14 protein-coding genes and 1 pseudogene are annotated in these 23036 nt (G+C 46.1%); 10 read left to right on the forward strand and 5 right to left on the reverse strand.

The window, feature by feature from the left end; genetic code table 11:
* From ACLFWI_RS07765 to ACLFWI_RS07795, 7 genes and pseudogenes are all read left to right on the forward strand, one after another.
* The coding region (locus ACLFWI_RS07765) for a WD40 repeat domain-containing protein (RefSeq protein WP_446412454.1) at positions 1 to 1082 on the forward strand (1082 nt) is incomplete at its 5' end.
* Between the two features lie 178 nt (positions 1083 to 1260).
* Complete coding sequence (locus ACLFWI_RS07770; protein ID WP_446412455.1) at positions 1261 to 2211, forward strand: Rpn family recombination-promoting nuclease/putative transposase; 951 nt, start codon at positions 1261 to 1263, stop codon at positions 2209 to 2211.
* 56 nt (positions 2212 to 2267) lie between these two features.
* Positions 2268 to 4136, forward strand: a complete 1869-nt coding sequence (locus ACLFWI_RS07775; RefSeq protein ID WP_446412456.1) for a protein kinase domain-containing protein — start codon at positions 2268 to 2270, stop codon at positions 4134 to 4136.
* Between the two features lie 114 nt (positions 4137 to 4250).
* Positions 4251 to 5672 carry a WD40 domain-containing protein gene (locus tag ACLFWI_RS07780; protein WP_446412457.1) on the forward strand — a complete coding sequence of 474 codons (1422 nt, stop codon included), beginning with the start codon at positions 4251 to 4253 and terminating at the stop codon, positions 5670 to 5672.
* Between the two features lie 424 nt (positions 5673 to 6096).
* Entirely contained in the window at positions 6097 to 7122 is a 1026-nt protein-coding gene (gene adhP, locus ACLFWI_RS07785; RefSeq protein ID WP_446412458.1) for an alcohol dehydrogenase AdhP, read from the forward strand.
* A 1041-nt stretch (positions 7123 to 8163) separates the two neighbouring features.
* Positions 8164 to 10731, forward strand: coding sequence for a leucine--tRNA ligase (gene leuS / locus ACLFWI_RS07790; protein ID WP_446412459.1), 2568 nt, complete (start codon positions 8164 to 8166; stop codon positions 10729 to 10731).
* 226 nt (positions 10732 to 10957) lie between these two features.
* A pseudogene (locus tag ACLFWI_RS07795) lies at positions 10958 to 11608 on the forward strand (Uma2 family endonuclease); the annotation flags it as partial.
* 389 nt (positions 11609 to 11997) lie between these two features.
* On the opposite strand, the gene ACLFWI_RS07800 reads toward ACLFWI_RS07795, so the two are convergent.
* Positions 11998 to 12147: a hypothetical protein gene (locus ACLFWI_RS07800; RefSeq protein ID WP_446412460.1), complete on the reverse strand. Its 150-nt coding sequence runs from the start codon at positions 12145 to 12147 to the stop codon at positions 11998 to 12000.
* Between the two features lie 408 nt (positions 12148 to 12555).
* Here ACLFWI_RS07800 and ACLFWI_RS07805 point away from each other — a divergent pair, with 408 nt between their 5' ends.
* Entirely contained in the window at positions 12556 to 13605 is a 1050-nt protein-coding gene (locus tag ACLFWI_RS07805) for a M42 family metallopeptidase (protein ID WP_446412461.1), read from the forward strand.
* Positions 13606 to 14333: 728 nt separating this feature from the next.
* Here ACLFWI_RS07805 and ACLFWI_RS07810 read toward each other — a convergent pair.
* The 3 genes from ACLFWI_RS07810 to cysS form a co-directional block, all read right to left on the reverse strand.
* Positions 14334 to 15734 carry a mechanosensitive ion channel family protein gene (locus tag ACLFWI_RS07810; protein WP_446412462.1) on the reverse strand — a complete coding sequence of 467 codons (1401 nt, stop codon included), beginning with the start codon at positions 15732 to 15734 and terminating at the stop codon, positions 14334 to 14336.
* 304 nt (positions 15735 to 16038) lie between these two features.
* A complete protein-coding gene (locus ACLFWI_RS07815) occupies positions 16039 to 17295 on the reverse strand; it encodes a PQQ-dependent sugar dehydrogenase (RefSeq protein WP_446412463.1) in 1257 nt (418 codons plus the stop codon).
* A 127-nt stretch (positions 17296 to 17422) separates the two neighbouring features.
* Entirely contained in the window at positions 17423 to 18871 is a 1449-nt protein-coding gene (cysS, locus tag ACLFWI_RS07820) for a cysteine--tRNA ligase (protein WP_446412464.1), read from the reverse strand.
* A 331-nt stretch (positions 18872 to 19202) separates the two neighbouring features.
* Here cysS and ACLFWI_RS07825 point away from each other — a divergent pair, with 331 nt between their 5' ends.
* Positions 19203 to 21266, forward strand: coding sequence for a prolyl oligopeptidase family serine peptidase (locus tag ACLFWI_RS07825; protein WP_446412465.1), 2064 nt, complete (start codon positions 19203 to 19205; stop codon positions 21264 to 21266).
* A gap of 38 nt (positions 21267 to 21304) precedes the next feature.
* Here the strand turns inward: ACLFWI_RS07825 and ACLFWI_RS07830 are convergent, their stop codons facing one another.
* Positions 21305 to 21655: a Mo-dependent nitrogenase C-terminal domain-containing protein gene (locus tag ACLFWI_RS07830; protein WP_446412466.1), complete on the reverse strand. Its 351-nt coding sequence runs from the start codon at positions 21653 to 21655 to the stop codon at positions 21305 to 21307.
* A gap of 637 nt (positions 21656 to 22292) precedes the next feature.
* Between ACLFWI_RS07830 and ACLFWI_RS07835 the strand changes: the two genes are divergently transcribed.
* Complete coding sequence (locus ACLFWI_RS07835) at positions 22293 to 22916, forward strand: hypothetical protein (RefSeq protein ID WP_446412467.1); 624 nt, start codon at positions 22293 to 22295, stop codon at positions 22914 to 22916.
* Positions 22917 to 23036 lie beyond the last annotated feature (120 nt).

Consider the following 23036-nt stretch of genomic DNA (forward strand, 5'->3'; position numbering starts at 1 on the left):
CTAACTTAGAATCTCTCCCATCCCAGATTGCACAATTACAGAGTGCGATCGCACAACTTGAGGATACTGTGGATCAATTAACTAGGGAAAAGACCCCTCCCCAAACCCTAGCACCGATTAACCCCAATTCTCCCACGATAGAAATTCAACCGCTTTTACCCGACACCATTTCCCGATGGCAATGTGTCAAAACCCTCACCGGAAATTTAGCGCCAATTACCACGCTGACGCTTCACCCAGATGGGCAAATTATCGCCACTAACACGATTAACAATACAATCCAATTGTGGGATATTCAAACTGAACAAAAACACCTCATCCTTAAAGGACATTCCCACCCAGTTTTATCCATCGCCTTTCATCCTCACGCCCAAACCTTAGCCAGTGGTAGTGCGGATCATACGATTAAGCTGTGGGATACTCGTACTGGACAGCAAAAATGCAGTCTCAAAGGCTATTTTTACTATTTTCTCGCCGTCGCCTTTAGTCCCGATGGTTTAACCTTAGCCAGTGGGAGTGCTGACTGTACTGTTAAACTTTGGCATGCTAATACGTTAGCCCAAAAACGCATTTTTAAAGGACATGGGGACAAAGTTCATACAGTAGCCTTTAGTCCCGATGGACAAATCCTGGCGAGTGGGAGTCGGGATGGCATGATTAAACTCTGGGATGTGCGTTCCTCTGTTCGCAACGATACGATCACACTCAACGGACATCAAGGGGGGATTTATGCGGTCATATTTAGCCCCAATGGACAATGGCTGGCGAGTGGAAGTGCAGACTGTACGATTAAATTATGGGACATGAGAACTGGACAGGAAAGATATACCTTAAAAGGACATACTGATCAGGTGCGCTGTCTTGCCTTTAGTCGGGATGGGAAAACCTTAGTCAGTGGAAGTTGTGACCAAACCCTGAAACTCTGGAATCTGGAGGATGGGGAGTTAATTAGCACCTTATCGGAACATGCGGGTGCGGTGACATCAGTGGTTTTCAGTCCCGATGGACAGCGATTGATTAGTGGGAGTAGCGACAAGACCATTAAGATCTGGCGTAGGCTTGAAGAGTGCGATCGCGCCTGAATTCCAGTCCCGTCAGCCTCGCGCCGCGATCCAGATTCTATCTGTCAATAAGTTGAGAACATAATACAATATTTTATAGTCCCCTTTTATCTATAGCCAACCTCGATAATTGGTAAATTCATTGTTTAGTTATTTGCCAGGATAATCTATAGTTTAACAACTAAATTAGGAGCGATATATGACTTTCATAAACCCAAAAACTGACTTTGCTTTCAAAAAAATATTCGGCTCTACCGACAGTAAAGACATCCTAATAAGTTTTTTAAATGCGCTTCTATACGAAGGCAATTCCACCATCGAGGACTTAGAAATTATTGATCCGTATTTACCGCCGAGTATTCCTGGTCTAAAAGATACCTTTCTGGACGTTAAGGCGAAAATTACTGGGAATAAAATCGTTATCATTGAAATGCAAGTATTAAATGTCGTCGCCTTTGATAAACGAGTTGTCTTCAATGCTGCTAAAACCTTTGCCACTCAACTTAAATCTGGAGAAGGATACTCTAGACTGAATTCTGTCATTGCGTTAACCATTACAGACTTTCAAATGTTTCCCCAGCGAAATAAAGTCATTTCTCGATTTACATTTGCCGACATGCAGGATTTATTCATATATCCTGAACATCCCCTAGAGTTAGTTTTTGTCGAATTGCCTAATTTTCAAAAAGAATTAAATGAATTAGAGAGTTTAACCGATAAATGGATTTATTTTATGAAACAAACGAGCAACTTAGACAGTGTGCCGGAAACCATGGATGAAGTGGCAGCTATTCAGAAAGCCTTTGGAATTGCTAATCAAGCCAACTTAAGCCGGCAAGAATTAGAAACGCTAGAAAAGCAGCAGATGTTTCTGGAAGATCAACGGGGCGCTATTTTGAAAGGTTTAGAACAAGGTTTAGAACAAGGTTTAGAACAAGGTAGACAGCAAGGTTTAGAACAAGGTAGACAAGAAGGAGAAATTGGAATAATCTTACGTTTATTAGAACGTCGTATCGGAGCGATCGCGCCGGAACTGCAAACTCGCCTGCGTCAATTACCCTCTGGGCAATTAGAAGCATTAGCCGATGCTGTCCTGACGTTTACTGATGTTACCGATTTAACCAGTTGGTTGCAAGATAACACCCAATGAATTAGATATAAATTTGAATTGCCTATTCCCTGTTCCCTGTTTCCTGACAAATAATTATGAGCTACTGTCTCAACCCTAAATGCCTACAGCCTGAGAACCCCGATGGTAATCGATTCTGCCAAAGTTGTGGGTCAAATTTGCTATTGAGAGAGCGTTATCGGGGGCTTCGATTGATTGGACAGGGGGGATTTGGCAGAACGTTTTTAGCTGTGGATGAGGATAAACCGTCTAAGCCGCATTGTGTCATCAAACAATTTTATCCTCAAGCTCAAGGAACCGATACTGTCCAGAAAGCGGCGGAACTTTTTGAGCAAGAAGCTGTGCGTCTTGATGATTTGGGCTACCATCCCCAAATTCCCGAACTGTTTGCCCATTTTAATCGGGATAATCGCCAGTATTTGGTACAAGAATATATTCCTGGGTACGATTTAGCTCAAATGTTAATCGCTCAAGGTGCTTTCACTGAACAGCAAATTCGAGACTTACTCAATAGTTTGCTACCGTTGCTTGATTTTATTCACAGTCATAATGTTATTCATCGGGATATTAAGCCAGCCAATGTGATTTGTCGTTCTTGCTCCAATTTCCAGGGAGCCAAGAAAGGACAACTGGTACTTGTGGATTTTGGTGCGGCTAAATTTGCCACGATTACTGCTCTCACTCGCAAAGGAACAATTATTGGTTCTGCTGGCTATGCGGCACCGGAACAGGCGTTAGGTCAAGCGTTTTTTGCTAGTGATTTGTATAGTCTGGGTGTTACTTGTATTCATCTGTTGACTCGACGCCATCCCCTAGAACTTTATTGTGTGAATGAGGGAGATTGGGTGTGGCGAGATTATTTAACTACATCCCTGAGTACTGAATTAGAGCAAATTCTCGATAAATTGTTGCAACGTCCCGTCCGGCGGCGCTATCAAAAAGCGCGAGATGTTTTACAGGACTTGAATCCTGATTCACTGACAATACGTCACCGCTATTTTGCCCAAGTTCAAACGTTAACTATACCGACAATTAATCAATTCATTCCTCATAAAAAAACATGGAAATGCATTCATACTCTCATCGGTCATTCAAGTTCGGTTTGTTCAGTGGCAATTAGTCCCGATGAACAATGTCTGGCGAGTGGAAGTTTCGATAAAACGGTTAAATTGTGGAATCTTCAGACAGGGGAACTGTTGCATACGTTGATTAAACATATAAAACCTGTGTTGTCGGTGGCTTTTAGTCCTGACGGTCAAATTCTTGCCAGTGGTAGTGTGGATGACAAAATTGAATTATGGCATTGGCAATCCGGTTTTGTAAGCTGCACGATCGCGGATTATTTCGATGCAAGAGTGTCGATATGTTTAGCGATAAGTCCTGATGGGCAATTCCTGGCTAGTGGTAGCGATCGCCAAATTATTAAAGTCTGGCAACTTGATACAGGTAATTTACTCCATACTTTCCACCATTCACGCGGAATTAATTCAGTTTCCTTTAGTCCCGATGGTAAATTTTTGGTGAGTGGAAGTAGTGATAATACGGTGAAGTTATGGTGTCTGGATAAGGGGGAATTAGTAAATACTTTTACAGGTCATGAACGGGATGTCAATTCTGTGGCGATTGACCCCCAGGGGAAAATACTTGCCAGTGGTAGTAGCGATACGACGATTAAATTATGGCATTTAGGCAATGGTAAACTCTTGGCTACTCTCAGAGGACATGGGGATTGGGTGCGAACTGTAAAATTTAGTCATAATGGACGAATGCTGGTTAGTGGTAGCGCTGATGCCACAATTAAGTTGTGGGATTTGCATGGTGGTAAAGTGGCGGCGACGTTAGCTGGACATACCAGGGATGTGAATTCGATTGCATTGAGTCAAGATGGAAAGATGATTATCAGTGGGAGTGGCGATGGCACAATTAAGATTTGGCGATATCAATAAGGTTGTCATTTGTCATACTCGCTTTCGCGAGAAGCAAGCTACGTCATTTGTCATGGGTTAAGAAACGGGAAAAATAGAATTTATAATTTATAATTCAGATAATTCGTGATTTTCATGGATCAGCTTAATCAGTATTATGTAATTTTGGGACTGCAACCGGGTGCGTCTTTAGAAGAAGTTAAACAAGCTTATCGGGAATTAGCTAGACGTTGGCATCCGGATCGTTTTCCTGATGATCCGCAACGACAAGCTAAAGGACAAGAAGAACTTAAAAAAATAAATGAGGCTTACCAACAACTTAAGTCATACACTCCGGTGTTACCTCAGCCAGAGGTTAACCAAGATGTGGATGGAACAACCTATTACCAGTGGGGGATGGAACTGGCAAAGGATTGTCAATATCAGCAAGCAATCGACTATTTTAGTAAAGCGATCTGGCTGGATGTTGACTTAGTTAAAGCCTATAAATATCGCGGACTGGCATATTCTCAACTGGGCGAACACCGACATGCGATCGCGGATTTTAATCAAGCCGCTAGTCTGTATTGGCAACAGCAAGATTTGCGAGAGTATCAAGATGTGCTTTTCTGCATTAGTAAGTTGCAAAATGTAGTCTTGCAGCCACTCCAAAAAAACTGGCGCTGTGTTCATACCCTCAAAGGTCATACTTACTTTGTCTACGCCGTTGCGATTAGTCCAGATCGAGAAACAGTGGTTAGTGGTAGTACAGATGGAACGATTAAGTTATGGGATGTGCAAACGGGAAAGGAACAGCAAACCCTCAAAGGACATGCAGGCAGATTTGGCTATGTTCAATCCATTGCGATTAGTCCCGATGGGCAAATGTTGGTGAGTGGGGGGAATGATAAAACGATTAAACTTTGGCAACTTAGTACCGCAAAGGAACGCCGAACTATAACGGGTCATTCTGGTCTATTTGCTGGAGTTAAGTCGGTGACAATTAGTCCTGATGGTCAGCTACTTGCAAGTGGTAGCGATGATAAAACAATTAAACTTTGGTCTATGCCGAAAGGACAAATAATACGCACGTTAAAAGGTCATAATGCTGGAGTAAATAGCGTTGCTATTAGTCCAGATGGCAAGATTATCGCCAGTGGTAGCACCGATAAAACGATTAAGTTATGGCAGGTGGAAAAAGGGCGGGAATTGCATACACTTACAGGTCATACTGATACTGTAAATGGCGTAGCATTTAGTTCCGATGGACAGATTCTTGCCAGTGGGAGTGCCGATGGAAAGATTAAACTCTGGCAACTCAGTAGTGGGCGGATACTGCGAACCTTAAAAGGGCATCATGATAGCGTAACGACGGTGGCATTTAGTCCCGATGGACAGATTCTTGCTAGTGGTAGCGCTGACAAAACGATTAAATTGTGGCAGGTTAGAAAAGGACGGAAACTTCGCACCCTCAAAGGTCATGCGGCTGCTGTACATGCCGTGGCGATTAGTTTAGATGGGCAAATTCTTGTCAGTGGTAGTGCAGATAAAACGATTAAGATTTGGCGATGCGATTGAATTAGGAATTTGAATTCCCTCCTCTTGTCAAGGGGAGGGTTAGGGGAGGGTTTGTCTCAAGGTATTGCTTTCTGGTAGAATCTGTCATGCTGAGCGAAGGTTGAATAAGGGCGGGTTTTGTTGTTCAGTTATCAGCTCTTAATTAGCGTTAGTCCCTAAACCCGCCCCTACAATGCCTAAACTTGCTCCTACCCTGCCTAAACCCGTCCCTACAATTAATATGTACCATGGCATGTCCCTACCTACTTATGACTTCTTTTGATCACTAACTGGAGTTACGGGATCAACAAGCTAGGTGGATGATAACAATCCTGATTTGTCAAAACTCTCCCCCGATATATCCTCCCTGGGAGGGTGCAATCCCAGGGAAGGTGAACATAAAATCAAGCCAAGCAAATCCGACAATTCAGAGAGGATAAAGGTTATGGCAAAGACGATGAAAGCCGCCGTGGTGCATAAATTTGGCGAACCCCTATCAATTGAAGAGGTTCCGATTCCAGAACCCCAAGCCGGACAAGTTCTCATCCGTACCGTTACCTGTGGTGTCTGCCATACTGACTTACATGCGGCGGATGGGGATTGGCCCATAAAGCCTACCTTGCCTTTTATCCCTGGACATGAGGGGGTGGGTTATGTCGCCGCTGTGGGTGATGGCGTAACGTTATATAAAGAAGGCGATCGCGTCGGGGTTCCTTGGCTGCATAGTGCCTGTGGACATTGCGAATATTGCTGGACGGGTTGGGAAACGCTGTGTCCTGATCAAGAAAATACCGGCTACTCCGTCAACGGGGGTTATGCCGAGTATATGGTGGCGCCGGCTGACTATGTAAGTCCTATCCCCGATGGCGTTGATTTTGCTGATGCGAGTCCGATTCTCTGCGCTGGGGTAACAACCTACAAAGGTTTGAAAGAAACTAATACTAAACCCGGAGAATGGGTGGTTATTTCTGGTATTGGTGGTTTAGGTCACATTGCTGTCCAGTATGCCAAAGCTTTAGCACTTCATGTTGTCGCCTTAGACACCAGCGATGAGAAGCTGGAGTTAGCTAAGCAATTGGGGGCAGAATTGACCGTAAATGTGACCAAAGAAGACCCCACCACGGTGGTACAAGAGAAAATTGGTGGGGCGCATGGTGCTTTAGTTACGGCTGTTTCTACCGCAGCTTTTCGTCAAGCCTTGGGGACGCTGCGACGAGGTGGCACTTGTGCTTTAGTTGGGCTACCCCCAGGAGAGTTTCCTACACCTATCTTTGAGGTGGTATTAAAACGGATCACTATTCGCGGTTCGATTGTCGGTACGCGCAAAGATATGCAAGAATGCTTACAATTTGCGGCAGAAGGCAAGGTAAAGCCAACGTTGGAGAAGCAACCGTTAGATGAGATTAATCATATATTTGAACGTCTCAGAAACGGTCAAGTCAATGGTCGAATCGTGCTGCAAGTTAGCTGATTTTTGGTTATAGGAAGGTAGTCCTTGGTAATTAAGGCTCCAGGTGATTGGCGATCGCTCTTTGTTTGCTGGTGGTGCGATCGCGAAAATCCTGGCAAGTTTCACCCTAACTCAAAAACCTGAAGGGGTGGCAAGCAGTCTAAAACCTTTTAAAATCATCTTTTGAGCGACATTAGTATCTCCAAAGATGAAGCCTTATTGACACCCTTATTGACAGATGAAGACCACAGCCATGAGATATATTCTAGCGTTGCGTTGCGCAGGGGGTATGGGGGAGGCGCTCGTCCCCCACCCCCCTCAATCCCCCCGACGCGGGGGGAAGATAAGGAGGAACTTTTCTCCAAGGGTCTGGGGGGCTAGTCCCCCAGAAACAACTGCTATCTTTGACCCTATCTGTGACGAGAAGAAATGGGCTAGAAGCAGGATAGCTTAACACTTCAGCTAGCTTGTCACCCCGTGAGCTCAAACAAATCATCCCGGCGATACAACTTGGATAGTATCATGTCCGGTTGCATCCTCACCCGTGAACCTATCCCATAACTATAACTTTTCGATTTATCCGTTGACTTTTAAATTGATCAAGATAATCGGACTGAGGACTCAAGTCGGAAATTCCTGGCAAAGCTTGACTTACCGTTGGTTTTGGTTGTAGTATGAGAAAATTGAATCCTGTATTTTGGTCTTATTTTGGTCATTTTTAAGGGCAAAACTCATCAAAGCCCTAAAATAACGTCAATTTTTTTTCCTAACTTGGGAAAAGTTGAGAAAATACAAACATATTTCAACACCCAATTTTCATCAACTCATCAGGGGCAGATTTGACAAAAAAAACCTTTTGTGAATCTAACGCCCAAACAAGAATCGGAAATGATGGAGTTTCGCGTCGCTTTTGGTCGATTTCTGAACTATCGCTGTCACGCCAGTGGTCAACCGAGGATTGTAACGGGCTAAAGCCCTTACTACATACGAACTCCTCATCTCCCCTGATGATGTGCCAAAATTGTTAAAACGGATCAGTTCAACCCTGTAGGAGATTCTTTTGTGGAGTCGCGTTATAACCCCGCCGAGATAGAGGAAAAGTGGCAAACCAGTTGGTCACACCAAAACCTAGACCAAACCCAGGACAAGGCAGATAAGCCCAAATTCTATGCCCTGTCGATGTTTCCCTATCCATCGGGCAACCTGCACATGGGTCACGTCCGTAACTATACGATTACCGATGTCATTGCCCGCAAAAGCCGGATGCAGGGCTATCGAGTCCTTCATCCTATGGGTTGGGATGCCTTTGGGCTACCTGCGGAAAATGCGGCGATTCAACGGGGTGTCCATCCCGCCAAGTGGACGTATCAAAATATTACTCAGATGCAGTCTGAGTTAAAGCGTCTAGGATTGTCCTACGACTGGAACCGGGAACTGGCAACCTGTGCGCCCGATTATTACAAGTGGACGCAGTGGATTTTCTTGCAGTTTCTCCACGCCGGATTAGCTTATCAGAAAGAAGCCGCCGTCAACTGGGACCCGATTGACCAAACCGTACTCGCCAATGAACAGGTGGATAGTGAGGGGCGTTCCTGGCGTTCCGGTGCGAAAGTGGAACGGAAACTCTTGCGCCAGTGGTTCCTGAAAATTACCGATTATGCCGAACAATTACTCAACGACTTAGATAAGCTGGAGGGATGGCCCGAACGGGTGAAGTTGATGCAAGCCAACTGGATTGGCAAGTCCATCGGCGCTTATTTAGAGTTTCCGATTATCGACTTGGATGAAAAAATTGGTGTGTTTACCACTCGCCCAGATACGGTTTATGGCGTCACCTATGTCGTGTTAGCGCCGGAACATCCCTTAACCCCAAAGGTTACGACTCCTGACCGAAAAGCTGAGGTTGATGCCTTTATTCAAGAGGTGACTCAGGAAAGCGAATTGGAACGCACGGCTGAGGATAAGCCGAAACGCGGTATTCCCACTGGGGGTAAGGCGATTAACCCGTTTACTGGGGAAGAAATCCCCATCTGGATTGCCGATTACGTCCTCTATGAATATGGCACAGGGGCGGTGATGGGGGTTCCCGCCCATGATGTGCGAGATTTCCAATTTGCCAAGGAACAGAATTTACCCATCAAGACGGTGATTGTAGCAGCAGATGCGGCTGACCCGAAAGCTGAACCGAAACAGGCGTATACGGAACCCGGTGTGGTGGTGAATTCTGACTTGTTTAATGGGATGGAATCCATCGCCGCCAAAGCAGAGATTGTCAAATACGCCGAACGGAAAGGATGGGGGAAAGGGCGGGTACAGTACCGCCTGCGGGATTGGTTAATTTCCCGTCAACGCTATTGGGGCGCACCGATTCCGGTAATTTACTGTCCTGATTGTGGCATTGTCCCGGTTCCGGAGCAAGAGTTGCCTGTAGCATTACCGGAGAATGTAGCCATGAGTGGCGGGCGTGTCGCCTCCTTATCCCAAGTGGAGGGATGGGCGGATGTGCCTTGTCCCACCTGTGGTACAGCCGCGAAACGGGAAACGGATACGATGGATACGTTTATTGATTCGTCCTGGTATTTCCTGCGTTATCCTGATGCGAATAATCACCAGCAGGTGTTTGACTCCAGTAAAACTAATGACTGGATGCCCGTAGACCAGTACGTGGGTGGTATCGAACATGCGATTTTGCACCTATTGTACTCCCGCTTCTTCACCAAATTTCTGCGCGATCGCGGTTTACTCAATTTTGATGAACCGTTCCAACGGCTGTTAACTCAGGGGATGGTGCAGGGGTTAACCTACATGAACCCCAGAACCGGGAAATGGATTCCCTCGGTGGAGGTAGACCCCAGTGACCCCAAAGACCCAGAAACGGGGGAAACGTTGGAGGTGTCCTACAAAACTATGTCCAAATCTAAATATAACGGTGTCGCCCCTGAAGAGGTGATTAACAAATATGGTGCGGATACCGCCCGGATGTTTATCCTATTTAAAGCCCCTCCAGAAAAAGACCTGGAATGGGATGATGCAGATGTGGAAGGACAATTCCGTTTCCTGAACCGGGTTTGGCGGTTGGTGGAGGAGTTTGTCGCCAAAGGAACCAACCGTTCAACTACCACTCCCACCGAGTTAAGTAAACCGGAAAAAGACCTGCGGCGGGCAGTTCACACGGCGATTAAAGAAGTCACCGATGATTTAGATGGGGAGTATCAATTTAATACAGCGGTTTCCGAGTTAATGAAACTCAGCAACGCCCTCGGTGATGCTAAGTGCAAAGACTCCCTGGTTTACGCTGAAGGAATCGAGACATTGATTCTGTTATTAGCCCCCTTTGCCCCCCATATTGCGGAAGAATTATGGCATGGAATTGGTCATACAGATTCAGTACACCTGCAACCCTGGTGTACCTTTGAACCAGAGGCATTAGTGGCTGATGAGATTACCCTGGTGATTCAAATTATGGGTAAAACTCGTGGCACAATTCAGGTTCCCGCCGATTCCGATAAATCAGCCTTGGAACAGTATGCTAGGGAGTCAGAAGTTGCCCAGCGTTATATCACAGGTAAGACGGTGAAAAAGGTGATTGTTGTACCTGGAAAGCTGGTCAATTTTGTGGTGACAGGTTAGTAAATGAGGGGGAGATGAGGGAATCCTGTAGAGACGTGCCATGGCGCGTCTTTCCGGGGCGGGTTTTACCATTAACGTTTGGTATTCACCCTGATATCCCTAAACTCGCCCCGACCAAATGTTCAGCATGTAGGGGCGGGTTTCACTACTATCTTATTCTTTGCACCCATAAGTAACTAAACCCGCCCCGACCAAATGACGAATGACATAAACAAATGACAAATGACTCCATCCCGATGGACAATACACCATTGGACAAGACTGCGGTATCTACTGGCGCGAAACTGACCCCCCAGAAAAAGGTGCAGAAGCGCCCGATTGGTTCTATGTTCCCAATGTTCCCCCATTACTGAATGGTGAAATTCGCCGTTCCTATGTCCTCTGGCGGGAATTAATGGCACCGATGATTGCCTTAGAATTTGCCAGTGGCGATGGAGAGGAGGAACGGGATACAACACCCTTATCCGTTTCCGCTGAAGGAGAAACCACAAAACCGGGTAAATTCTGGGTGTATGAACGGATTATTCGCATTCCCTACTATGGCATTTTTGAAGTCAAAACTAGAAAACTGGAGGTTTATAATTGGCTGAATTTTTCTTATCAAAAACTCCAACCAAATGAACGGGGTCACTATCCGATTACGCCCTTAGGAGTAGAACTGGGACTTTGGCAGGGGACGTATCAAAATCAAACCCAATGTTGGCTGCGTTGGTGGGATAATCAAGGGAATCTTTTGTTAATTGGTGAAGAACGCGCTCAATTAGAACGTCAACGCGCCGAACAAGAACATCAACGCGCCGAACAAGCCGAGCAAAAAGCGGCAAGATTAGCAGAACGATTAAGAGCCATGGGTATTGACCCGGATTCAGAACAGTAGGGGCGCACCGACGTGCGCCCGATTTAACACCATTTAAACTTGATAGTATAACTTTCCCAAAAATATAGCGTGGGTTATAAAAACAATCGTAGGGGCGACCCGCCGTACCCAATTAACACAACCTAACCCTTAATTTAATCGGGGGAACCCTGTATCCGGTATCGTCAATTAAAGGTAAAAATGGTGCAACCCGCCCCATCCAATTAACACAACCTAACCCTTAATTTAATCGGGGGAACCCTGTATCCGGTATCGTCAATTAAAGGTAAAAATGGTGCAACCCGCCCCATCCAATTAACACAACCCAACCTTTAATTTAATCGGGTCGCCCCCACCTGGTATCAGTAATCATCCAACACCGCATTTAGACAGGGGCGAGTCGATATAGGTTAATTCTCGCACCGAACATTGATGCAGCGACTCGCCCCTACAGCCCCGACAACCCCGACAACCGCTAAACTATCAAAAATGATTTCCAAATTACGAATCACGGCATCTTGCATCATTAGTCTCTGACGAACCCATTTGGAATGTACCATCCGGAATCGCCACCATTTCTAGAGGCACATCGCCAAGGGTTTCTATGTAATGGGACATAATCCATCACCAGACAGTGAATCCCCGCCTCTTCAAAGAAATCCGTCACGCGGACAATATGAGGATGAGGGTCATGACAAATTTTAGCGACTATCTGTCCTTCTTTAATAAAGCGCTTCAGATATTTTGGATAATTGGGGTCATTGTGTCGAATGCCGGCAACGTCTGTAAATGTCGGAGTATTCGTTATTCCTTTGCCGACATGAGATGAGTGTGTTATTGTTAGGACTTACGCAAAGGCTCTATTTGTAGTGGCGTATTAGGGTAGCGTCACCCACCTTTACCCCCATCCGTGGTGTGTCTGCGTAAGTCCTGTTTGTGACATTTAATCCCGTGAACTTCTCGCCTTCATGCCATCCTCAAATTACGATTACTTATTTCATACCATTGAAGAGTTAGTGCTGCATCATTCTCCTAGTGGTGCAGAACGAGAAATTGATCAACTTCTGATCAGTCGATTGCAAGGCTTAGGTGTTGAATCGTGGCAGGATCGATCCGGGAATATTATTGCTAAAATTCCGGGTCAAACCTCTGAGCGATCGATTGCGATTACCGCCCATAAAGATGAAATTGGCGGTATTGTTAAATCTATAGACGAACAAGGACGGGTGCAAATCCGCAAACTCGGCGGCTCATTTCCCTGGGTTTATGGGGAAGGCGTTGTCGATTTATTGGGTGATAATCAAACCCTGAGTGGTATTCTGTCCTTTGGATCACGTCATGTTTCCCATGAATCTCCCCAAAAAGCCCAACAGGAAACTGCCCCTCTGCGTTGGCAAGAGGCTTGGGTGGAAACGAAATGTACTCTGGCTGAACTTGTCGCCGCTGGGGTGCGCCCCGGAACGCGCATGGTTGTGGGTAAACACCGTAAGCGACCCATACGTCTCAAGGATTACATTGCCAGTTATACTTTGGATAACAAAGCCTCTGTTGCTATTCTGTTAAGCTTAGCCGAACAGGTTAAAACTCCGGTTGTGGATACCTATTTAGTGGCGTCGGCGAAGGAAGAAGTTGGCGCAATTGGCGCGTTGTATTTCAGCCACAATCACTCCCTTGATGCTTTAATCGCCCTAGAAATCTGCCCTCTCTCCTCAGAATACCCAATTGAAGATGGGGAAGCCCCTGTGCTGTTGTCTCAGGATGGCTACGGGATTTACGATGAGGGACTCAACTGGGAACTGCGACAGGCGGCGAATGGAATTGGTGTTCCTTTACAGCTTGCCACAATTAGTGGGTTTGGCAGCGATGCGTCTATTGCCATGAAGTTTGGTCATGTTTCCCGCGCCGCCTGCTTGAGTTTCCCGACACAAAACACCCATGGCTATGAGGTGGCTCATTTGGGTGCGATCGCCAACTGCATTTCTCTGTTAGATACTTACTGCCAAACTCAGTTCATCTGATTACCACAAAACGACGGCGGATAACAACCCCCTTTATTAAGATACAGTTAAGGTAAAATAGGAGCAGTGAAGATTGTGTAAATATAGGTAGTATAGGCTTTTGGCAAGCAAATCGTTCAGTATACTAGATAAAAAGCGAAGGACTTAACCAGCCGTTAGCGCTGAAAAAACAATTCTTTAAGGTAGGTTGATCATGTTGCATATCATGCTAGTTAGCTCAGTTAGTCTTTACTTAGTTGTAGCGGTGCGCTTGTTAAACAAGTGGTTTACCTGTTTAAAACAAGATAATACGTTATCGGAAGACGATAAACTTAGCTGTGGAGTTTGTTTCGTTGTCGCTACTATTACTTGGCCCCTATCTATACCCTATTCCTATCTAAGATTATTGGAAGGTCAAAATACTATTCCCCAAGACTCCTGATTAAGTTGAATCAGCTTAAATAAAAAAGACGTGGCAAATAGGAAGTCGTATGACGCTTCTCTGGATTAAGGTTTACGTATCTAATCAAAGTCCGACTACTTAGTGTTTAATACAACGCCACGAAAACAAAGTGACCATTTACGCATTACTTCGATGCTTACGGTGTCAGCGTGGGGAATTTTGAAATTTGCCAAGTAGCCAAACTCTATCGTTATGGGGACAGAGATCGCCCCCAAAGACTGTCAAAATTGAAAAACAAGTGACAACACTTTGAGGAAAACGATATGACGGCTACTTTAACAGCAGCTCAATCGATAGAATCCTGGTTGGCTGAGTTTTGATGAGGAATAACTAACTCGGAGTTAGAATTACCGGATTGAGAATTTCCTGTTGTATCCGTTGGTAGAGGAGAATTGCGGAACATTAATGTATAGATGTCAGTCGGCATCTCAATATTTGCCTGTTGTAGTGCTTCTTTTATACTTTGACAGACTTGAGATGTCATCGTCAAAAACCCTAATCGCCGCGAATCAACCCAAAAGCGTACTTCCAGATTCACAGTACTTGCGGCTAATTCCAACACCAAAATTTCGGGAGGCGGTTCTTTTTCTAACCCTGGAAGTGCAGACAGAGTAGTTTGAATCACTTGTTTGGCATGGGTAATATCGGCATCATAGTCAATACCAACCATAATCGAACTACGACGACGCGGCGAAGCAGTATTATTAATAATACTGGCAGAGAATACTTTTTGATTCGGAATATAAACTAACCGCCCATCATAGGTTCTCATCGTCGTTGCCCGGAGGTCAATCTGAGTAATCGTACCCTCATAATCACTAATAACTACCTGATCATTAATACCAAAGGGTCGGGCAGCAAGTAAAATTACCCCAGAGATATAATTACTCAAAACATCTTTGAGACTGAAACCAATCGCCACACTGGTGAGTCCCAACGCCCCTAATAACGCCCCAAAGTCTAGTCCCAAAACCCCTAGGGCAACAACTGAACCCAGTACCCAAACTCCACCATAACCCAAGCGTCCAATCAGAATTTCTGTACTGCGATCGCCTTCTGTCCGTTGCGCCCAACTAAAGCCAACAAACCGCACCCCTTTCGCCACTCCCCAGGTAATCCCAACCATAACCAACGCCCCTAATAAAGAGGGGAGATTTGTCACCGTATCCCGTAAAAGTTGTCGTACTGTTCCATAAAGACGCTGTCCCACATCAATCGCCAAGGGCGGTTTTTTTATTGCCTGATTTAGTTGTTCTGCCCATCTCTCGGATAAGGCTTCCACTGACAAACCAAAATCTTGTGCATCTTGCTGAGTAACAGTCATTAATACTCGGTTATTCAATCGTAAGGTTGCCACTTGGCGAGGGTCATCCGGTTTAACAGTTACCTGTCCCAAAGTTTCTGATTGTGCCAAAAGACTGTTAACCCGCCGATTGATAATTTTTGCCCGTTCTCTTGCACCCAAATCTGCAAGGCTACCCACTTGAAAAACCGGTCTACCTCTAACTAAAATATCGGCAAAATAGACTTCACTATCAGGATTACTTCTCAGGGATGAATTCGCCGACGTTGGTATAGGAACCATCTCTTCTTGGGCGACACTCCGGTGAGGACTAGCCAGGAAAAGAAATCCAGTAGCAAAGACGACAAGGGTGAATCGACGTGAACCGTTAAGTCTGATTTTCATAGGAAGGTCAGGTTTCAGCCTTTTGAACAGATTTATATCATGTCCGGTTATAGCACTACGGGGATACGTTAGGACATTTCTCTGTTGCCTGTTGCCTGTTGCCTGTTGCCTGTTGCCTTTTCACCCAATTTTATTGTCCTAACCTCAATGCGTAGTGCTATAAATACCCATAATTAATACCCATAATTACGGTGATGGGGAGATAGGGTGAGTAGGGGCTTGGTAACCAAGCCCGTACATTTTTATTAGGGGTGATTTGCTTGCCATACCGTAGGGTGGGCATTGCCCACCCGCCTGATTGTGTCTAAGGATTGCCACTGTTGATGCGAAGAATTTTATCCTTGTCAGGAGGGCAGTTCCCGCGTCCGTCACAGTTGCTCGTGGTAACATAAAGCTCACCATCGGGTCCCATGATCACTTCCCTAAGCCGACCCAACTCATTTTGAAAATACACCTCATGACTTTGAACCTGATCGGGAGACTGTGGCTCAAAGGTAACGCGATGCAGGTGGGACGCACCCAAGACGCCCATTAACAGGCTACCCTGCCACTGTGGAATCGCATCCCCTGTATAAATGGCGGCTCCACCTGGAGGTACGGCTTCCTCCCAACTCAGAGCAGGAGGTATCATCCCTTCTTGATTTTGACAACCGTAGATGGGAGGCCAGCCGAGGTTAGCACCCGCACTGGCGACGCTGACTTCATCGTGTCCGGTTCTACCCAGTTCACCACTCGGTCCATGGTCAGTTATGGCTAGGGTTGAGGGGTTCAACCAGTCAAAGCCCTGGGTATTACGAATGCCGATAATATAGGCAGGATTGTCAGGAAAGGGATTATCCTCTGGCACCTGTCCCTCTGGCGTCACGCGCAGAATTTTTCCCGCCAGGCTGTTGACATCTTGGGAATTTTGAGGATTTCTAGCATCGCCAGTGCCGATATAGAGCATTCCATCGGGTCCCAAGCGCAGACGACCACCATTATGGAAGCGTGCGACGGGAATATTATCAACAATGATTTTATCGGGTGAGGCACTCGTGCCATCGGGTGATAACTGCCATCGCTCAACGAGATTGACCGATGATTCGTTGCGGTCTGCGGTGTAGTAAATGTAAAATAGCCGATTACTGGCAAACTCAGGATGAGGCGCGATACCCAGTAATCCCCCTTCTCCCCTAGCGGTTACGGGAACAATGGCGACAGGTTCACTCTGGAGTTGCCCATCCCGCACCAGTCGAATCCGTCCGGGGCGTTCAGTCACTAGCATATCTGTGTCTGAGAGAAACAGAATTCCCCAAGGAACTTCCAAACCGGAAACGACTTCTTCAGCTTGCACCGCCACCTGTCCTTGGGAACCATAGCCCTCTTCAACCAGAATACAGTCACGGTTGGGAGAAGCCGCCGCTTGAGTTGAGGGTCTATTGGTATTATTGGGTGGGGGTGAGGTTGGAGTGTCTGCGTTATTTGTGCGATCGCCTTCGGGAGTTGAGGTGGTGCAGGCAGTCAGTGCCATTAAGCCCAAAGCAATTCCTAACTTATCTGTGAGGGTTTTGTTATCCTTCATCGTTTTACCCAAATATTTTACTCACCTGCCTCACTCAGATAAATTGTTTCAAAAACCTTGAGCAAATCCGTCCCTCCCAGGGAGGATTAGCCATACACCTCTCGATCTAGCAACGACTCCTGAACATTCAATTGCGATGCCAACGAGTGACACCACCGGGTTGATCAATCAGCGTAATCCCTTGGGCTTTCAGTTCATCCCGGATGCGATCGCTCATCTCAAAATCTTTCCGTTTCCGCGCCTCGGTACGTTGTTGAATCAGCGCCTCAACCTCTGCATCACTTAACCCACTGGTCGATTCCTGACTAATTTCCTCCCCTTGCGCCTCAAGTCCAAACACCTGCGCCAGTTCCACCAATGTCTGCCATTGTGCCTCTAATTCCTGGGGCGATGTCCGGGTTTTCCCTTCATGCACCAAAATATTCCCTTCCCGCCCCAAGTCTTTTGCCAGTTCAAATAATACGGCTAACCCCTCCGCAAAATTGAAATCATCATCAACAGCAGTTTGGAATCGTTCTACCGCCGCCGTTTGCCGTTTACCTGAGTCTTGCCACCCCAGTTGTTCACCATACTGATCCCCAAACAGCAATCCCTCCTTCAGCGTATGCCAACCATTCGTCGCCGCCGCCAAAGCATCATCGGTAAAATCTAAGGGCTTGCGATACTGTGCCTGGAGGACAAACAACCGCACCGCCATCGGATCAGTCCCGCGATCGAGTAAATCCCGAATGGTGATAAAATTACCCAAGGATTTCGACATCTTCTCCCCATTCACAATCACCATCCCTGTATGTAACCAGTAACCCGCCAAAGGTTGACCCGTCACCGCTTCTGATTGGGCAATTTCATTCTCGTGGTGGGGAAAAACTAAATCCGATCCCCCCGCATGAATATCCACTGTGTCCCCCAAATTGTCCCGAATCATCGCCGAACACTCAATATGCCAGCCAGGGCGTCCCGCCCCCCAAGGAGATTCCCAGGCGGGTTCTCCGGGCTTAGAACCCTTCCACAGGGCAAAATCAAAAGCGTCTTTTTTCTTAGCCGCCTCTGTATCCTCAACTTCAACTCGTCCACTCGCCCCCGCTTGCAAATCCTCTAACTTGCGTCCCGACAACTTGCCATACTCACCAAAACGACGCACGGCATAATAAACATCTCCGGCGGCGGGGTAGGCGTAATTTTTCTGTTCTAGGTCATAAATTAGCCGCTTAATCCCATCCAGGCAATGCGTCGCCCGAGGATAGGCATCCGCCTCATTCACATTCAGCCGCGCCATATCCTCAAAATACGCCTGAATGAAGCGTTCAGAGACAGACTCCATCGATGTCCCCTCTTGTCGCGCCCGATTCAGGATTTTATCGTCAATATCCGTAAAATTCTGCACGTAGTTCACATCATAGCCACGCCATTCTAGATAACGACGGGCAGTATCCCAGATAATGCAGGTTCTAGCATGACCCAAATGGCAATAGTCATAAGCGGTGATACCGCAGCAATACATCCGCACCTTACCCCTCTCTAAGGGGGTAAATGGTTCTTTGCGACGGGTGAGAGTATTGTACAGGGTTAGGGTCATGGCAAAAGAACAGTAAACTCAGTTGGGAACAGATAGTTTAGCAGCTTTACTCCGGGGACTAGGCGCTCTGTCAAGGTTCAAAACCTGGCGGCTAATCCCCCGAAATCCTTGCAGATTATGGTTTCTAGCCAACGAGTCGCACCAAACACCGTCTACCCAGTCGGTTTAGGTCAATTCCTAACTTTCTGGCTACTTTTCTTAAAATGTTAGCACTGCCATTTAAATGTTCTGGTATGGTAATCTTTACGCGATCGCGTCCCATCCTCCACAAGCTTCCTAACCCTTCCCCAAAGAGTGCTACCCTAGAAAACACTGCCTCACATTCGAGACTATGGCATCTTCTCACCAACCTCTGACCTACCCCACCACCCACCAAGTTGACCAAGTAGACGACTATCATGGCACGAAAGTCGCTGATCCCTATCGCTGGTTAGAAGATCCCGACTCCGACGAAACCAAAGCCTGGGTAGAAGCGCAAAATAAAGTCACCTTTGGCTATCTCGAAGACATCCCCCAACGGGAATCCCTGAAGCAGCGCATCACCAAACTCTGGAATTACGAAAAATATGGCATTCCTGATAAAGAAGGGAACCGCTACTTCTATTTCAAAAATGACGGACTCCAGAACCAAAGCGTTCTCTACACCTTAACCTCTCTCGATGGAGAACCCCGACTCCTGATTGACCCCAATACCCTCTCCGAAGATGGGACTATCGCCCTATCGGGTATCGCGATTAGTGACGATGGAAACCGCATGGCGTATGGTTTATCTACCTCCGGTTCTGATTGGCAAGAATGGAAAGTACGGGATGTGGAAACGGGAGACGATTTATCCGATCATCTCAAATGGGTGAAGTTTTCCGGTGCATCCTGGACAACGGATAATCAAGGGTTTTTCTATAGCCGCTATGATGAACCCAACGATGCCACCAAATTAGAAGATGCTAATTATTATCACAAACTCTATTATCACCAACTCGGCACAGACCAATCCGATGATCTGTTAATTTATCATCGCCCTGACCAGAAAGAATGGATGTTTAATGGGTCAGTGACGGAAGATGGTCATTATCTGATTATTTACGTCAGTCAAGGAACTGATCCGAAGAATCTGGTTTTCTACAAAGACTTACAAACTCCCGATTCTCCTATCGTTGAATTGATTTCAGAATTTGAAGCAAATTTCAGTCTGATTGACAATGACGGGTCAATCTTTTGGGTTCAAACTGACTTAGACGCACCACGAGGTCGGGTGATTGCCATTGATATTCATAACCCAGCGCGGCAGAACTGGCAAGAAATTATTCCCCAAGCCCCAGAAACATTAGAAGATGTCGGGGTTCTGAATAACCAGTTTGTCGCCGATTACCTCAAAGATGCCCGTTCTTCGATTAAGATTTTTGACCTCAATGGTGCCTTTGTCCGAGAAGTGGAATTACCGGGAATTGGTTCAGCCGGGGGATTCGGCGGGAAGCGTTATGATCCGGAAACCTTCTATGTGTTTACCAGTTTCACCACCCCAGCCACAATTTACCGCTACGATATGGTAACAGGGGAAAGTTCCCTATTTCGCCAACCGACCGTAGACTTTGATCCGACTCAATACGAAACGCGGCAAGTGTTTTACCCGAGTAAAGATGGCACACAAGTGCCGATGTTTATTACCCACAAGAAAGGGTTGGTGTTGGATGGCAATAATCCCACCTATCTCTATGGTTACGGTGGGTTTAATGTCTCCCTAACTCCCAGCTTTTCGATTAGTAATCTGGTGTGGATGGAGATGGGAGGCGTCTATGGGATTCCGAATCTCCGAGGCGGTGGAGAGTATGGCGAAGATTGGCATCAAGCGGGAACAAAGCTGAATAAGCAAAATGTGTTTGATGATTTTATTGCCGCAGCGGAATGGTTAATTGAGAATAAATATACTTGTCCGCAAAAACTGGCAATTGGTGGGGGAAGTAATGGGGGTTTATTAGTTGGGGCTTGTATGACTCAGCGTCCAGATTTATTCCGTGCTGCCCTTCCTTCAGTTGGAGTTATGGACATGCTGCGCTTCCATAAGTTTACGATTGGTTGGGCATGGTGTTCTGATTTTGGTTCACCGGAAAATCCGGAGGAGTTTAAGGCGCTTTATGCCTATTCTCCGTTACATAATCTCAAGCCAGGAACGGCTTATCCAGCCACATTAATTACGACGGCGGATCATGATGACCGCGTGGTTCCAGCCCATAGTTTTAAGTTTGCAGCAGCGTTACAAGCGGCACATGCTGGGGATAATCCGGTCTTAATTCGCATTGAAACAAAGGCGGGTCATGGTGCGGGAAAACCGACGGCTAAGATTATTGAAGAGATTGCCGATAAGTGGGCATTTTTGCAGCGAGTCATGGATTCTTAGTCTCGAATGACGAATGACAAAGGACGAATAACAAATGACTAACAATAAGCACTGATATCTTCCCCACATTGATCAGCCAAGTAGCAAAGGGCGCGAAAGCGAAGGCTAACGAATTCGTCATAGAAAGGATTGAGTTTGCACAAGGGAGGAATGTGAGCAACCCGACGCCCAAAGAGGCAGATATCGCGTTCAAAGGGACATTGGGCGGGAATCATTTTGCAGAAGAATCTAGCTTTGGTGGGGTTGTGAATTTCGATGTTCTCTAACCATTGCTTGATGGTTTGCAGTGGCTTTATGGGTTGTTGGAGCGAGGTGGGAGGGGTGATGGGGTTTGTCTTGGCTTCAACAGGGGTGGAATTGATCAGTCCGTTTTGGTAGGTGGTATACATGGTTTGATTTGCTCCGTGTGTGTGGTTTGTTTGTCTCTATTCATAATTTAACCCAATTCAGCGGCAGTGCAAATATAAAAAACTATTATCATTGATTAGCTCTGCTTGTAGGAATCGTCCTGTTGGGGGCAGATTGGCGGCGGAGGCAGCTTGTAGAGACGTAGCATGCTACGTCTGGGAGATGGGGGAGATCGTCAGAGAATCACACTCACAACTTTAATGACTTGACTGTTCATCGTTCATCCCATTTAATGTTTAAGCCACCTAGATTTACAGCGCCAATCCTTGGGTTGCGCTTTGCTAATGAACCCTACAGTTTGGAAATCTCCTATGAATTAAAAGTTGGGCGAGTCGCCAATTTTAAGTGTTTATATTTTCGTGGAATATATTACTGATCGCAACACTCTATAATAGTAGTTATTAAGGTAGGGTGCGCGATGATGATGTTAACGTTACCAGTAACTGTAACTTGTCAGCGTTAGAACAACCGAGAACTGAAGCTAAAAGATGATTCAGATTACCGGACTAGATGCGACATGTTCTTGGTCAAATCTGGCGCTGTTGGCGTGGTAAAGGATTAAGTTTTGATCCTTCACTTCGCTCAAGAACAGGGTTTTGATAATAAGGATAATTCGCAATGAGACAACTCTACAGCAAATCTTGGTTCATTGGCGCGATCGCGACTGGATTAATCAGTACCTTGGCAACGTCTGTGCAAGCTCAGGATATCTTTGATAATCGGGCATTGCAATTCCCAGAGGATACGATTGTAGAATTTGAATTCCTGGAATCTCATGGAGCATACCTAGCGGCGTTTGGTGTACGAAATGAAACAACCGGGGAAGAAACGATTCTGTTTCAGGAAGTCAAACCCTATGATGCTTTTGGCACAAACCAGCCGATACAAACCTCTCGTGGTCAAAATGATCTGGGAACGCAAGCGGATTTTGTCGGAACAGTTGAGGGGGGAACGATACCGAATCAATTCAACGAGTTTATGTTTAAAGCCAATAACCGCTATGTTTTCTTTCTTGAATCCGTAAGTCCTACGGGTCAAACCCGACGCCGTATTGTTTCGACCCAAAACTTGGCTCAGTTTAATGGTCGTTTGGATGGGGGGAGGAAGGGTAATATTACAGGAAGTCGCGTGTCTTGGGAAGATGGGGGACGGGTAGAAGTTGGCAATGATAATGATTTCGATGATTTTGTGATTGAAGCCGGGGGATATTTAATTGATATGAATTGTCCGCCGATTTGGTAAAGGGTGAGTAGCTGTAACCAAAAAGCTGTTCGGCATTTAATGTCAATAATGGCTCTCATCCTTGCTGTAGTGCGTTTAGCGAAGCCATGCCGCAGGCTTTGCATCTTGCTCGCTAATAAT

It is taken from the genome of Coleofasciculus sp. (assembly GCF_046539235.1).
Lineage (GTDB): Bacteria > Cyanobacteriota > Cyanobacteriia > Cyanobacteriales > Coleofasciculaceae > Coleofasciculus.

Coding starts and splice junctions, on each gene's coding strand:
- ACLFWI_RS07770 (WP_446412455.1), top strand. CDS start 1,261: ATGACTTTCATAAACCCAAAAACTGACTTTGCTTTCAAAAAAATATTC.
- ACLFWI_RS07775 (WP_446412456.1), top strand. CDS start 2,268: ATGAGCTACTGTCTCAACCCTAAATGCCTACAGCCTGAGAACCCCGAT.
- ACLFWI_RS07780 (WP_446412457.1), top strand. CDS start 4,251: ATGGATCAGCTTAATCAGTATTATGTAATTTTGGGACTGCAACCGGGT.
- adhP (WP_446412458.1), top strand. CDS start 6,097: ATGGCAAAGACGATGAAAGCCGCCGTGGTGCATAAATTTGGCGAACCC.
- ACLFWI_RS07800 (WP_446412460.1), bottom strand. CDS start 12,147: ATGGTACATTCCAAATGGGTTCGTCAGAGACTAATGATGCAAGATGCC.
- ACLFWI_RS07805 (WP_446412461.1), top strand. CDS start 12,556: ATGCCATCCTCAAATTACGATTACTTATTTCATACCATTGAAGAGTTA.
- ACLFWI_RS07810 (WP_446412462.1), bottom strand. CDS start 15,734: ATGAAAATCAGACTTAACGGTTCACGTCGATTCACCCTTGTCGTCTTT.
- ACLFWI_RS07815 (WP_446412463.1), bottom strand. CDS start 17,295: ATGAAGGATAACAAAACCCTCACAGATAAGTTAGGAATTGCTTTGGGC.
- cysS (WP_446412464.1), bottom strand. CDS start 18,871: ATGACCCTAACCCTGTACAATACTCTCACCCGTCGCAAAGAACCATTT.
- ACLFWI_RS07825 (WP_446412465.1), top strand. CDS start 19,203: ATGGCATCTTCTCACCAACCTCTGACCTACCCCACCACCCACCAAGTT.
- ACLFWI_RS07830 (WP_446412466.1), bottom strand. CDS start 21,655: ATGTATACCACCTACCAAAACGGACTGATCAATTCCACCCCTGTTGAA.
- ACLFWI_RS07835 (WP_446412467.1), top strand. CDS start 22,293: ATGAGACAACTCTACAGCAAATCTTGGTTCATTGGCGCGATCGCGACT.